At 45.6% G+C, this 13,281-nt stretch carries 10 protein-coding genes; 8 read left to right on the top strand and 2 right to left on the bottom strand.

Annotated elements, in window-relative coordinates; translation table 11 throughout:
* Positions 1 to 8 precede the first annotated feature (8 nt).
* From R7E51_RS15075 to R7E51_RS15040, 8 genes are all read left to right on the top strand, one after another.
* Entirely contained in the window at positions 9 to 3,101 is a 3,093-nt protein-coding gene (locus tag R7E51_RS15075) for a tetrathionate reductase subunit A (RefSeq protein ID WP_206957917.1), read from the top strand.
* A 277-nt stretch (positions 3,102 to 3,378) separates the two neighbouring features.
* Positions 3,379 to 3,942 carry a c-type cytochrome gene (locus R7E51_RS15070; protein ID WP_370687796.1) on the top strand — a complete coding sequence of 188 codons (564 nt, stop codon included), beginning with the start codon at positions 3,379 to 3,381 and terminating at the stop codon, positions 3,940 to 3,942.
* An 8-nt stretch (positions 3,943 to 3,950) separates the two neighbouring features.
* Entirely contained in the window at positions 3,951 to 5,003 is a 1,053-nt protein-coding gene (locus R7E51_RS15065; protein ID WP_017821654.1) for a c-type cytochrome, read from the top strand.
* Positions 5,004 to 5,306: 303 nt separating this feature from the next.
* Positions 5,307 to 6,638, top strand: coding sequence for a paraquat-inducible protein A (locus tag R7E51_RS15060; RefSeq protein ID WP_017821655.1), 1,332 nt, complete (start codon positions 5,307 to 5,309; stop codon positions 6,636 to 6,638).
* Positions 6,631 to 8,277, top strand: coding sequence for an intermembrane transport protein PqiB (gene pqiB, locus R7E51_RS15055; protein ID WP_171342887.1), 1,647 nt, complete (start codon positions 6,631 to 6,633; stop codon positions 8,275 to 8,277). The genes R7E51_RS15060 and pqiB overlap by 8 nt, the downstream gene beginning before the upstream one ends.
* A complete protein-coding gene (locus tag R7E51_RS15050; protein WP_017821657.1) occupies positions 8,277 to 8,855 on the top strand; it encodes a PqiC family protein in 579 nt (192 codons plus the stop codon). Before pqiB ends, R7E51_RS15050 begins: the two co-directional genes overlap by 1 nt.
* A 102-nt stretch (positions 8,856 to 8,957) precedes the next feature.
* Positions 8,958 to 9,731: a hypothetical protein gene (locus R7E51_RS15045; protein ID WP_005385811.1), complete on the top strand. Its 774-nt coding sequence runs from the start codon at positions 8,958 to 8,960 to the stop codon at positions 9,729 to 9,731.
* 206 nt (positions 9,732 to 9,937) lie between these two features.
* On the top strand, positions 9,938 to 10,177 hold the full coding sequence (locus R7E51_RS15040) for a hypothetical protein (RefSeq protein ID WP_005376679.1): 240 nt from the start codon (positions 9,938 to 9,940) through the stop codon (positions 10,175 to 10,177).
* A gap of 60 nt (positions 10,178 to 10,237) precedes the next feature.
* Here the strand turns inward: R7E51_RS15040 and R7E51_RS15035 are convergent, their stop codons facing one another.
* The gene (locus R7E51_RS15035) at positions 10,238 to 12,076 is read right to left on the bottom strand and encodes an extracellular solute-binding protein (RefSeq protein WP_017633867.1); all 1,839 of its coding nucleotides are present in this window, start codon (positions 12,074 to 12,076) and stop codon (positions 10,238 to 10,240) included.
* A 499-nt stretch (positions 12,077 to 12,575) separates the two neighbouring features.
* A complete protein-coding gene (pyrF, locus tag R7E51_RS15030) occupies positions 12,576 to 13,277 on the bottom strand; it encodes an orotidine-5'-phosphate decarboxylase (RefSeq protein WP_017821659.1) in 702 nt (233 codons plus the stop codon).
* Positions 13,278 to 13,281: the final 4 nt, after the last annotated feature.

The raw sequence follows: 13,281 nt of genomic DNA, 5'->3' as shown, positions 1-13,281 counted from the left end.
ATTTCATCATGGATAACAAACGCCGTCAGTTTTTGAAATCAGGCATTGCAGTGGGTGGGCTTGGCGCATTCGCTGCGGGTTACGCCACCACCACCAAACACATGGTCGAGGGTGCGCTCGAAGGCACTGCGGGAGAAAAAACGCGTGATATTCACCACGGTAACTCGCTTGAACCAGAGTACACGGTCAACAGCAAAGGCAACCTAATCCCTAATCCAAATCAGCGCGTTGCACCATCGATGTGCTTTGGTTGTTGGTCACTGTGCGGATTGCGTGTACGCATTGATAACCGCAACGACGAGATTTTGCGTATTACTGGCAACCCATATCACCCACTCTCTCATCAGCAACACATTCCGTTCGAAACGCCAGTCAAAGGTGCTTATTTAAGTTTGGCAGGAGAAGCGGGCCTTGACGGTCGTTCAACAGCATGCGCACGTGGCAATGGGATGCTAGAAATTCGCAACAGCCCGTACCGCATTACTCAGCCACTGAAACGAGTTGGAAAACGCGGCGAAGGAAAATGGATTCCGATCAGTTACGAACAACTGATAGAAGAAGTCGTCGAGGGCGGTGATTTATTTGGTGAAGGTCATGTGGATGGCTTACGCGACATTCGCGATTTAACAACGCCCGTTGATCCTGAAAACCCAGAATATGGACCGAAAGCCAACCAACTGTTAATGACCAACGCCGGTAACGAAGGCCGAGACGACATATTCAAACGCTTCGCGTTCAACAGCTATGGTACGCGTAACTTTGGGCATCATGGCTCTTACTGCGGCTACGCATTTCGTGCTGGCAGCGGCGCATTCATGAACGATTTAGATAAGAACGCGCACTTGAAGCCAGACTTTGATAACGCGGAATACATCATCTTCATCGGTATGTCACCAGCTCAAGCGGGTAACCCTTTTAAGCGTCAGGCGCGCCAACTCGCCAATGCGCGAACAGAAGGTAGCTTGGAATACACCATCATCACACCAAGTTTGCCTGCTGGTTCATCGAGCTTGGCTGCCGGTGACAAAAACCGCTGGGTACCAATCAAACCAGGCACCGACTCTGCCCTCGTGCTTGGCATGATCCAGTGGATCATCGAAAACCAACGCTACAACAAAACCTTCTTGGCGCAGCCGGGGGCAAACGCGATGAAGCGAGCCGGCACCGCGCACTGGTGTAATGCTACGCATCTCGTGATAAGCGATAATCAGCACCCGAGAAACGGCACGTTTTTACGCGCGTCGGACTTGAATCTGCCATTCGAGGGCGAAGCGTTGTCTGACTCCGACCCATACGTCATCGTGGATGAGCAAAGCGGCGAATTTGGTGTTCATACCCAAGAAGAGGAAGCGGCACTGTTTGTCGATAAAACGGTTTCGCTTGCATCGGGCGAAGTGCGCGTAAAATCGTCTCTACAAAGACTCAAAGAAGAGGCGTTCAAATACAGCCTTGCGTTCTACAGCCAACAATGTGAAATCCCTGTCGAACAAATTGTTGAACTAGCAAAGCGCTTCACCAGTCACGGAACAAAAGCGGTGGTCGATACCCACGGTGGCAACATGCACACCAATGGGTTCTATAACTCGTTTACCATCATGATGCTCAATGCGTTGATTGGTAACATAAATATGAAAGGCGGCGCGATGGCCAAAGCGGGTGGCTACCCAACTTCCGCTGCGGGTCCTCGTTACGACTTCACCAAATTTGCTGGCAAAGTCGGCCCGAAAGGCGTCTTTTTGTCGCGCAGTAAATTCCCCTACCACAAAACAAGCGAATACAAACGTCGCGTTGAGGCTGGTGAATCCCCTTATCCAACTCGCGCGCCTTGGTATCCGTTTGCCGCGCCACTGCTGACAGAGCACCTATCTGCGGCTATTGATGGTTATCCATACCGCGTTAAAGCGTGGATCAATCACATGGCGAACCCAATGTATGGTGTACCCGGTTTGAAAGCTCTGCTGGAAGACAAGCTTAAAGATCCAAAAAAACTCGGTTTGATTGTGTCTGTTGATGCGTTCATTAACGAAACCACCGCATTGTCGGACTATATTGTGCCGGACACGGTCACCTACGAAAGCTGGGGTATGGCAACGCCTTGGCACGACGTTCCGGTGAAAACCGTCACCGCTCGTTGGCCGATTGTGGGAGCGCGAACAGAGAAAACCGCCGATGGTCGTTCAATTTGCTTAGAAAACTTTTTGATTGATGTCGCCAAGAAAATGCAACTAGGCGGCTTTGGTGACAACGCGATTCAAGATGCGCAAGGGAATTGGCACGCTCTCCACAGCGCTGAAGATTTCTACTTACGTTCCGCGGCAAACTTGGCTTATGTGAAAGGCGGGGTGCCTGAAGTTTCGGCAGAAGACATTGCGTGGTCCGGCCTAGAGCGTTTAATGCCAGCCATGCAGAAGACGCTGACAGCGGATGAGATGAAACGTGTGGCGTTTATTTTTGCTCGCGGTGGACGTTTTGAAAATGCAACCGAAGCGTATCAAGGTGAGCAAATGAAGCACAAATGGACACGACCTGTCGCGATATGGAATGAACGTGTCGGCAGCGCAAGAAACACCATGACCGGTGATTTCTACACGGGTTGCCCAACATGGCATCCACAAAAACTGGCCGATGGCACATCAATGGAAGACCAGTTCCCAAGCTCAGAATGGCCTTTCAGCCTGACGAACTTTAAATCCAACATTCACAGTGCGGTATCCAATCTATCGCCAAGGTTGAACTCGATTAAAGGCGTAAACCCAGTGTACATCCATCCAATCGATGCCGAGTGCGCAGGCATTAAAACGGGTGATGAGTTTGTTATCGAGACACCATCTGCAAGCACCAAAGCACTTGCGATGATAGTCAGCGGGATTCGCCCTGGCACACTCGGATTTGAACATGGGTTTGGCCATACCGAGCTAGGACAACGCTCGCACTGGATCGGCGATAAGCAACAACCCGTAAAAACGCGCAGCCAAGATGGCGTCAATATTAACGACATTGGCTTAATTGACCCTACTCGAGAAGGCAAAGGCGTGTTGTTGGATTGGGTCGTGGGCGCGGCGGCACGTCAGTCCCTGCCGGCCAAAATCCGCAAAGCGTAACGCCGCACGTTAAGACGTCTCTACCACTTAGAGCTGCCGATTTGTGCAGCTCTTCACCACTTTGTTTTTATCGCTTATAGAACAACCAATAAAAACAAATACGGCCATTTACACTTATTAAATATGTGGAAATCCACAATACCTTTCATTATTGACAAGGCCGACAATATTGTCCAAGTGACTACCAAGTAGCACTTAGACATATTAATAAAAATTAAAGTGAGTCAGCATGTCAAAAATTCTTCCAGTGGTGGTGGCCTGTTTGTTAGCAACCACTATGGGCGCAAGCGCCTCGTCTATTCCGGAAAAAGCCAGCGTATGTAGCGGTTGTCACGGCCAAGATGGCATGGGACAGCCAAATATCGCGCCGATGATCGCTGGTTTAAACGCGAATTATCTCAACACTCAAATCGAACTATTCCTTAGTGGCGAACGCCAAAATGTGGTCATGCAAGGCATGGCGAAGGAACTCAGCGATCCCGCAGACCGTAAGGAAGTTATGGAGTACTTTGCTAACCTCCCGAGCTATGAGTTCACGAATCCAGAACAACGCGGCGACCAAGCTGATATTCGTAACCCGTATCGTAAATTAATTTTCCAAGGCGATTGGGATAGAAATATTCCAGCTTGCGCAACTTGTCATGGAGCCAGCGGTATGGGCGTCGACAAGTTCCCTCGCCTCGCAAGCCAACATGCTGATTACTTAAAAACGCAATTGATGGCATGGAAAAACGGCACTCGCAGTGGCGACCCGCTCAATATGATGGGGACCATCGCAAAAAATCTCACTGACAAAGAGATCGAAAATCTTGCTTACTACTTTGCCTCATTACGTTACTAGGAGCAGTCATGAAACGTTTCTATTCTTTGTTCGCACTGCCTTTCATTTCTACGCTCGTACTAGCTAACGATCCATTACCGGACCGCCAGAAAGAGCTACCTGCGATAGAAAAAGAAAAGCACGGTGAATACTTAAAATCGCGTGATCTCAGCACAATCCCAAACACCGCATTTGGTGAGCAAGTAAAACGCGGTTACTCGCTCTTTGTTAACTCACAACAAATGCGCGGAAAATACGTTGGCAACGAACAAAACTGTGTGAACTGCCATATGGAGGCAGGACGAAAAGCAAACGCTGCGCCACTGTGGGCAGCTTACATGGCATACCCTGCATATCGTAAGAAAAACGATCGCGTAAACAGCTATGCTGACCGTATCCAAGGTTGTTTCGAGTATTCCATGAACGGTAAAGCGCCCGCTTACGATTCGACAGAAATTGTTGCCCTTAGTGCTTACGCCTACTGGTTAGCGATGGGCGGCTTGCTTGACAAACATGGTATGGCGGATGAACCCATTCCAGAACTAGACGCAAAAACGTTGCAAATTGGTGGAAAAGCAAAAGACTTCCCGTTGCCCGAAGCCATCGCACAAGCATTACCAATTGAAAAGCGGGGTAATCTCTCTGGGCGTGGCTACCCAAAAATCGCCGCCCCTGAGCAAGAACCATCAATAGAGCGAGGCGCATTGGTCTACGAAAAGAACTGTGAAACTTGCCATCGCGCCGACGGTTCAGGCATCAAAGACACCAACGACCATTCATACATTCCACCACTTTGGGGCGAATATGCGTATAACTGGGGCGCAGGTATGCACCGGATTAACACAGCGGCCTATTTTATTTACGAAAACATGCCGCTTGGTAAAAGTGTACAGCTGACAGAGCAAGAAGCTTGGGATGTCGCAGCATACGTCAACAGCCATGAGCGTCCACAAGATCCTCGATTCAAAGGCAATGTCACCGCAAACGCGGAGAAATATCACCAGCACCAAGGCTATTACGGCAAAACGCTCAACGGTACGCAAGTCGGCTCCAATGCCTTTAAGAGCGGAACGGTCAAGTAAAGTACAACTAAGTACCTTAAATAAAATGCTCTTTTTCCCTGCTCTGATTATCTGGGCAGGGTTACTTACCCTTAAAAACAAGTAATTACCCCCCTCCACAGACAAGCAATATCACATTATTTTCGACTTCCAACATACTCATCTTCGCCGTAAAATCTTGTACCAAACGCGACTTCGTTTATGTCTTAGATCTCCCATATCCTCTAATGCCAAAAGTAAGAAACTCGTAAACTCCTGAATCAAAACAAGCGTGCCTAGTGAAAAAAGAGTATTCTTAAAGCAAATGAATCTAAAACCTACCCGATGAGTATTCAACCTAATTCCCGTCAGTTAATTTCATGCGAAGAGTGCGGCCTTGTTGTTCGCATTCCCGATATCGAACAGGGGCAAAAAGCACAATGTCCTCGATGTTCGCATTCGCTGACTAAAGTGAATGCCAAGCCTTACCAAAGCGTGATCGCCATATCATCGGCATGTTTGATCATGTTAGTGCTAAGCATTTCTTTCCCTTTTATGTCGTTCAGCGTGCAAGGGTTGTCGCAAGAAATCACCTTGTTGCACGCTGCCAAAATGCTGGCTGAGTTTCAAAATGTGCTTTTGGGTGTGCTGCTACTCGCAACAGTTATCGTTTTGCCTGCAATCTATGTTGGTCTCATTCTCTTTCTTCACCTTGAAGCATTAAAAGCACGTAAACATACCCCCTCTAGAAAGCAGCAACGAATGGCAAAAGTTTTATGCCGTCTTCTGTTTCGAGTCGAACCCTGGTTAATGGTGGATGTCTTTTTGATTGGCGTGTTGGTCAGCTTAATTAAAATCGCTTCCCTCGCAGACATAGGAATGGGCACTTCATTCTGGGCGTTTTGTGTATATACCGTTCTGGTAGTCAAATGCATATCAATGGTCGACAAAAGCTGGCTCTGGGGGCACTTTATTCCAGCTATCGAGCTATCTAATGTAAAAGAGGGTGATACGCACCATAACCACAACCATATTGGTTGTCATACGTGTCACCAGCTCAACCCTATTGAAGCTAAAAAACACCAACACTGCATTCGTTGTAAAAGCCCTATTCACAAATACAACCCCGCAGACAACTTACAAAAAGCTTGGGCGCTTTTGTTTGCTTCAGTCATTTTCTATATCCCTGCAAACCTCTACCCTATGATGTACACCGTAAGTCTTGGACATGCAGAAGGTTCGACTATCATGGAGGGGGTAATATTGCTTTGGCATTTAGGTTCTTACCCTATTGCGATGGTAATTTTCTTTGCTAGCGTATTTATTCCAATGGCGAAAATGCTGGCACTCGCGTGGCTGTATTACAATGCGCAAAAAGCGCGATATCTTCCGCACGAAGAGAGTATTTCACGCTTAAAGATCTACCGCATAACTGAGTTTATTGGCCGTTGGTCCATGATCGATATCTTCGTCGTCGCGATCTTAGTTGCACTGGTTCAGCTGCAAAACTTAATGGCGATTTATCCAGGTCCTGCTGCGCTCTCTTTCGCGGCAGTGGTCATTTTTACTATGCTTTCTGCAATGATATTTGACTCACGTTTGTTGTGGCAATTGCCACAAAACGAAGTGCAGGAGCCGATTTCTGACAACTTAAACGAGAAAGCCAAATATGAGTGATAAGAACAACGTAACCGCTCAAATAAAACCGCAAAAGCAGATTTCTGCGATATGGATTGTCCCGATCCTTGCGCTAGCCATGGGAGCGTGGATGCTGTTCCAATATATCAACAGTACAGGCCCACAAATTACTCTCCAACTGCCAACCGCAGATGGGATTGAGGTTGGCAAAACCGAAATCCGAGCATTGAATGTAAAAGTCGGACTGATTACTGAAGTCACTCTCAGTGAAAATTACGATCACATCATCGCTAAGGCACAAATGAACAAGGATGCAGAACGCATGCTGCGAGATGACACCATGTTTTGGGTTGTGAAGCCTCGTATTGGCCGTGATGGCGTTTCAGGTTTAGAGACCTTGCTCTCTGGCGCTTATATCCAACTTCAGCCGGGTAAATCTAAGATAGAGAAAGAGCGCTTTACGGTCTTAGATGTTCCCCCAGTCGCCTCTCCTGATGCAGAGGGGTTACGCCTTGTGTTAACACACCGCGAGGCTGGTAAGCTAGGCGTTGGTGACCCCGTCATTTATAAAGGCTTTACGGTTGGTCGTGTAGAGAAAACCAGCTTTGATGTTGACACTCGCAAAGCGTTATACCAACTCTTTATTTTCAAGCCTTATGACAGCTTAGTGCGCACTCGTACCAAGTTCTGGCTGAATTCTGGCGTAGATTTACAGCTCAACGCTGAAGGGTTCGAAGTCAAGTTTGGCTCATTAGAGAGCATGCTAACGGGTGGTGTTACCTTCGATACCGTTCCAGGTCTTGAATCCGGTGAACAGCTCACTGAAAATATGGTCAACTTCCGCTTGTACGATGATATTAAACAACTTCGAGAAGGCATGTACGATGATTATATTGAATTCGTTATGCTTTTTGATGAATCGGTACGAGGACTTAAACGTAAGGCACCTGTCGAATATCGAGGCTTGAGAATTGGTACTGTGATGCGTGTACCAATGCGACTTCCAACCCCAGAAGAGAACTTTTCTGCGAAAAAAATCCCTGTATTGGTACGTATCGAGCTCGGCCGTGTTTATGGCGATTTCCAATCCCAATCTTTACCAATGTTAAAAGATAAATTGAAGAGTGAGTTTGCTAAAGGCCTACGTGGTACTTTAAAAACAGGTAACTTATTAACAGGCGCACTGTATGTTGACGCCGACTTCTATCCAAATGACGAGCCTTACGTACCGAGTAAGTTTGCTGATTTAGATGTTTTCCCAACCATGCGTGGTGGTTTTGCGCAGGTTCAGCGCCAAGTGAACGACTTCCTAAATAAGATTAATAACTTACCGATGGAAGAAACACTAGACTCTCTCAATTCAACGTTAAAAACGTCCGAAAAAACGTTAGCTTCAGCAGAACGCGTGGCGGACAGTATTGATAAACTTTTGAATCAAAAAGAGACGCAAGAGATCCCAACAGATATTCGCCAAAGCTTACAGCAATTACAAAAAACACTCGATGGTTATGGGCCCAACTCAACCATGTACAGCGAAATGGAAGCCACGCTAAAAGAATTAGAAAGCGTAATGACAGAGTTTAAACCCGTACTTAAACAGCTAAACGAAAAGCCAAACTCTCTCGTGTTTGGAGAAGATGAAATCAGTGACCCAATACCAGTTAAAGGCAAAAACTAATGAAACGAGTATTCTTTCTGTCTATCGCGCTATTTGTCGGTCTAACGGGTTGCAGTAGCGCTCCGCAAACTAAAGGAGCTATGTACCTTCTACCTAAGGCGGAACCAGTGACGCTGAGCTCTTCTGATATCGCTCAGCGCCCAACTTTAGTTGTTCGTCCAGTGACATTGGCGAGTTATTTGAATGATAATGGCATTGTTTATCGAACCTCTGAGACCCAAGTTATTCAGGCGAAGCACAATCAATGGGCGCACAGTATTTCTGAGCAAATCACTCAGAGAGTCGTCGCGGAACTACGTCACAAGCAAAGTCATTACTGGCCGACTGAAATGAATAATCTGTTGGATCAAAGCGGTGAAGCCAAACTCCAGCTTACGTTAAATAAATTTAATGGCAGCTACAAAGGTAATATCGAAATTGAGGGGGAATGGTTACTCATTAATGCCGAAGGTAAGGTAGAAAACAGCGCGCCAATACAAATCTCTCAGCCGCTTCAAGATGAGGGCTATGAAGCGCTCGTCAACGCTTTATCCATAGGCTTAGAAAGCCTAACCTCAGACATTGCCAAACAACTCTAAGTCAATGTTAATTACAGGGAAGCAAGTTGCTTCCCTTTTTTATGCAGAGTGTAGCGACTTCTACTAAGCTGAAAGCTGACGAAAAGCCGAAAAGGAAATTGGATGAAACCATGTAACCTGCTATCACTCTCCTCACTCATTCTTGTATTACCTACATCAGTAGCGCTCTCAGCTGAGACACAAGAATCTCGTTGGCGAAATAGCATAGAAGTGTACATGCTAGGACTGAATATCCACGGGGATACCAGTATTGGTCGCTTTTCATCAGAGGTGGATGTCGATCCTAAGTTCATCGTAGACCACCTCGATATTGGGGCGATGTTGCGATTCGAGAGTATTTACCAAAGTAAGTGGGGCTACTACATAGATTATAGTTTCATGAACTTAAGTGGTGATGTTAATAATATCAAGGGCGCTCTGCCTAACGCTCGTTATCGTGCGGACATCGAAATACGGCAAGGTGTTCTAGAAGCAAAGGCATTCCAACGCGAACAATATTCATTTGGTAAACTGGATTATATGTTTGGATTACGTTGGTGGGACAATGACATCACCGGCAAGCTGTATCGTAATGACAACCGGGTACTAGAAGATAGACTGTCATTACAAGAAGATTGGGTCGATTTTTTAGTTGGCTTGCGACTCATTGATGAATTGAGCGAAAACTGGCGATTTCATGCCAGCATCGACGCCGGACTTGGCAACGATACTCACTTCACTTATGCCATTCAAACTGGTGTTCGTTATCGTTTTAACGAATGGTCTGATCTCAACTTAGCTTACAAGTCGACCTGGGTTGATTACAAAAATGAGGGAGTATTTGAATATGATACAGCTTCTCAAGGGCTTTTAGTCGGACTTGGCTTTTACTTTTGATCAGGTGAAATCCTAGCCTATATTCAAGCGTTGTAACGTGTACTAGCTCTAGGTACACGTCTAGTGCCACGTTACAGATGCTTAAATAAGGCAAATTGATCTTCATCAGACTATAAATTGCTCTTCGGTGCTACTCTCTGTCACAAAATATAAAACCCCACTCTATGACCTCATATAGGTCTTGTTGATAAGGTTCCCGAGTAGCAATGTCGATTAACATTTCCGATTTAACCACCGCCCTAAATAAGGTGGAGCATATTCATAAAGTGCAGCTTGAAAACGTACATCAGTTCTTCAAAGCAAACGAAGCTTTCTCGTTGCAAACATTCAGCCAGCTGATATCAAGCGACTCGCTTGATGATCGATTTAAAACCATCGATAAAGCGTTCTCTTTGCTTGGTGATGCAAAAACCTACCTTTTAGAAGCGTCTTACCTTATTAAGTAAAAAAGAAAGCCCCGATAAAATTCATTACCGGGGCTATCATTTTCTATCTAAACTACTGATTTACAATTTGTAACGATCATCAATTACCGTTAATTCTGGGAAGGTTTTACCCTCGTCCATCGCTTCTTCTGTCTCTTCTTTTACTTGGTTATCAATCCAGAAATTACCGATATCCATTGGATGAAGCACCCATTCTGTCGCTTTTGTCATGCCGTTTTTAGGAATTTTAACCCAGCGCCAATGAGCAACTCGAGAATAAGGCACCATGTAGCCAGGAACGATGATGTTCGCTTTGCTGACATAGTTTTGGATTTGATGCGACAAGTCGTAACGCTTCTCCTGATCAAACTCAGAATCATACGCTTCAATTAACTTGTCTAGCTCAGGGCTGCTGTAGTTGGTGTGAGCATTCGTTTGTGGTCGATTTGCATTATCCGAGTGTAGGTATTCCCAATACGCAGGGATCTCACCAGAGCCCATATTCAAAAACGCTAGCTGATGCTTTTTCTCAAGAATGTATTTAAACGCAGATGAGCCATCCACCAAGTTTAACGTGAACTCAAGACCAGCAAGTTTCGCTTGCTCTTTCAGGTATGCAATACGCGGTGTCCAAGAGTTGTATCCGTAGGTGATAGCAAAGCTCAAGCGTTGGCCCTTGTCGTTAACACGAATACCATCTGCGCCCACTTTGTCAAAGCCCGCTTTTTCGAAGTGTTTAACCGCCGCATCAGCATCAAACTTTGGCGGTGTATTGTTAGGATCATCGTATTCGCCATGACCAAAGCCGAGTCCATGCGGTTTACGTGAATAATCTCCACGCATGATGTTTTCAATCATGCCGTCATAGTCAGTGGCTGCCATAACACCTTTACGCACTTCTAGGTTATCCAACATCGGCATCGCTGTGTTCATCCAAAGACCACCAGCTCCTTGCGGTGCTTCGTTAAAGCCCCAGTACTTTTGGATATAGCCTTTTTTGTACACATCACTATTGGTCTTGTCATGCCAAAAGCTTGGTAGCACCATCTCAAAGTAGTCTAAGTTGCCTTTCTCAAAGTGCTTCATGGCAATATCAGGATCGCGAATCACCTTAATGCGAACCTTTTCAACGTTATAACGGTTTTTATAGTAGCGGTTGTTGTATCCCCACCAATCTTCACCGACATGTTTGAATGTTACGCTCTTACCTTTCTTCACTTGATCAATGTAGTAAGGCGCTGCGGTTGGCTCAGATTTAAAGTTAAACTTTCTGACGAAGTTATCAGGCATGCCATCGTTATTTGCGTCCTTTTCTCCTTCAAAGAAGTGTTCAGGACGAGGCTGAAAACCATTACTTGGCATGTTAATCATAACCATAAGTGAGTCATGACTTTGAGCTACAGCAAGATTGACTTTGATCGTGTAGTCATCAATTTTTTCAACACTCACAATACTGTTTGTGAAGAAGTCGTTGTACCACGGGTCGATAATGTCTTTTGACGTGTAGTACTTCATCATAAAGACGTAATCATCTGCTGTAATTTTTTCACCATCTGACCACTCGGCCGTTTCGTCGAGTTTAAAGAATACGGTTTTGTTGTCTTCTCCAAATGCCCATGACTTAGCAAGTTGAGGGATCCATTTGCCAGTATTTGGATGACGCTGAGCCAGTTTTGGTGAACCATCCATTAAGTATTGGCGCAAACCTGAGTTCGCATCTGGACCAACACTTCGTAATGTTTGCGGAAAGCTCTGAATGTAAGTGCGATAGGTGCCCCCTCGTACCGCCTCTTCAGAGGCAAATAGAGGTTCGTTGTTGTTTGAAATCCATTCGATATCAGCTGGCAATTCTGCCGCACTCAGTTGAAAACTGGCAGCGGTCAGTGTTGCTAGTACTGAAAATGGCAGTTTTTTAGTCATGTTTCTTCCTTGTTGTGTTTGCGCACTAAGGTCGTAACAAGGAAGACAGCGTGTGAAAGCTCACAGAAAGCTGCGATTTAAAATACGCAGATAGGAAATAATAGGAACGTAATATGAAGTGACGTCCTGCCAGCTTCTATATTAATTTCAAAGAGTTTCACTAGGTCATCCTAGACCTTACAACGCAGTGAATGCATCTTCGCCATAGTATTCTTTAGACATTTGTAACGCAAGCCATCAATAACACATGGTTGCATTTTCGAGGCATCACAGTGAGTTATGTTACAAAAGTGTGATCGGCATAGTACCAAGCCCTACTTTACTCAGAGTAAACCGCAGAACCTTTATCTCAATTGGCCCCGATATACCTGTTACAGCGAGTAAATGATCAGACATAGCTGGTTAAAAGGAATGGTTTTTTACCGCGATTAGTATTTTCATTCGATATAAAAAGTGAGGCATCTTAGCCTCACTTTTCTCCATACAATCGAGACAGTGCTTACATTTTAGATAAGCTCTCATTGATCGACTTCAGCACTTCTGCAGGATTTGACGCTTGAGTGATAGGGCGACCAATCACAAGATAATCTGAACCTGATTGGATAGCGTCTACTGGCGTCATGATACGGCGTTGGTCACCTTGTTCTGAGCCAGCAGGTCGAATACCAGGGGTCACTAATTTAAATTCTTGGCCTAGTTCGCTCTTCAGTAATGAGGACTCTTGCGCTGAACATACGACACCATCTAAGCCTGCGTTTTTGGTCAAGGTTGCTAGACGAATAACTTGCTCCTGAGGCGCAACATTCAAACCAATACCAGCTAAATCACTTTGTTCCATACTGGTTAGTACCGTTACACCGATAAGAAGTGGACGATCTTTACCATATGGCTCAAGAATTTCACGTGATGCCGTCATCATACGCTCACCACCGCTCGCGTGTACGTTCACCATCCATACACCCATTTCAGCCGCAGCGCGAACTGCTTTCGAACAGGTGTTTGGAATATCGTGAAATTTTAAATCTAGGAATACAGAGAAACCACGTTTATGGAGTTCACGTACAAAATCAGGACCAAATAGCGTAAACATCTCCTTGCCAACTTTTAGTCGGCATGACGCAGGATCAATTCTATCTACAAACGCAAGTGCATCTGCTTGGTTATCATAATCCAGTGCGACAATAACTTTTTGGTCGATCATTTCA

Origin of the sequence: Vibrio sp. Vb1166 (assembly GCF_033338695.1) — a bacterium.
GTDB classification, from domain to species: domain Bacteria; phylum Pseudomonadota; class Gammaproteobacteria; order Enterobacterales; family Vibrionaceae; genus Vibrio; species Vibrio alginolyticus.
This window is presented reverse-complemented; position numbering and strand designations above follow the sequence as displayed.

Excerpts from the sequence above, each read along its gene's own strand:
- pyrF (WP_017821659.1), bottom strand. The coding sequence starts at position 13,277 with ATGATCGACCAAAAAGTTATTGTCGCACTGGATTATGATAACCAAGCA.
- R7E51_RS15045 (WP_005385811.1), top strand. The coding sequence starts at position 8,958 with ATGAAACCATGTAACCTGCTATCACTCTCCTCACTCATTCTTGTATTA.
- R7E51_RS15040 (WP_005376679.1), top strand. The coding sequence starts at position 9,938 with ATGTCGATTAACATTTCCGATTTAACCACCGCCCTAAATAAGGTGGAG.
- R7E51_RS15075 (WP_206957917.1), top strand. The coding sequence starts at position 9 with ATGGATAACAAACGCCGTCAGTTTTTGAAATCAGGCATTGCAGTGGGT.
- R7E51_RS15065 (WP_017821654.1), top strand. The coding sequence starts at position 3,951 with ATGAAACGTTTCTATTCTTTGTTCGCACTGCCTTTCATTTCTACGCTC.
- R7E51_RS15035 (WP_017633867.1), bottom strand. The coding sequence starts at position 12,076 with ATGACTAAAAAACTGCCATTTTCAGTACTAGCAACACTGACCGCTGCC.
- pqiB (WP_171342887.1), top strand. The coding sequence starts at position 6,631 with ATGAGTGATAAGAACAACGTAACCGCTCAAATAAAACCGCAAAAGCAG.
- R7E51_RS15070 (WP_370687796.1), top strand. The coding sequence starts at position 3,379 with ATGGGCGCAAGCGCCTCGTCTATTCCGGAAAAAGCCAGCGTATGTAGC.
- R7E51_RS15060 (WP_017821655.1), top strand. The coding sequence starts at position 5,307 with ATGAGTATTCAACCTAATTCCCGTCAGTTAATTTCATGCGAAGAGTGC.
- R7E51_RS15050 (WP_017821657.1), top strand. The coding sequence starts at position 8,277 with ATGAAACGAGTATTCTTTCTGTCTATCGCGCTATTTGTCGGTCTAACG.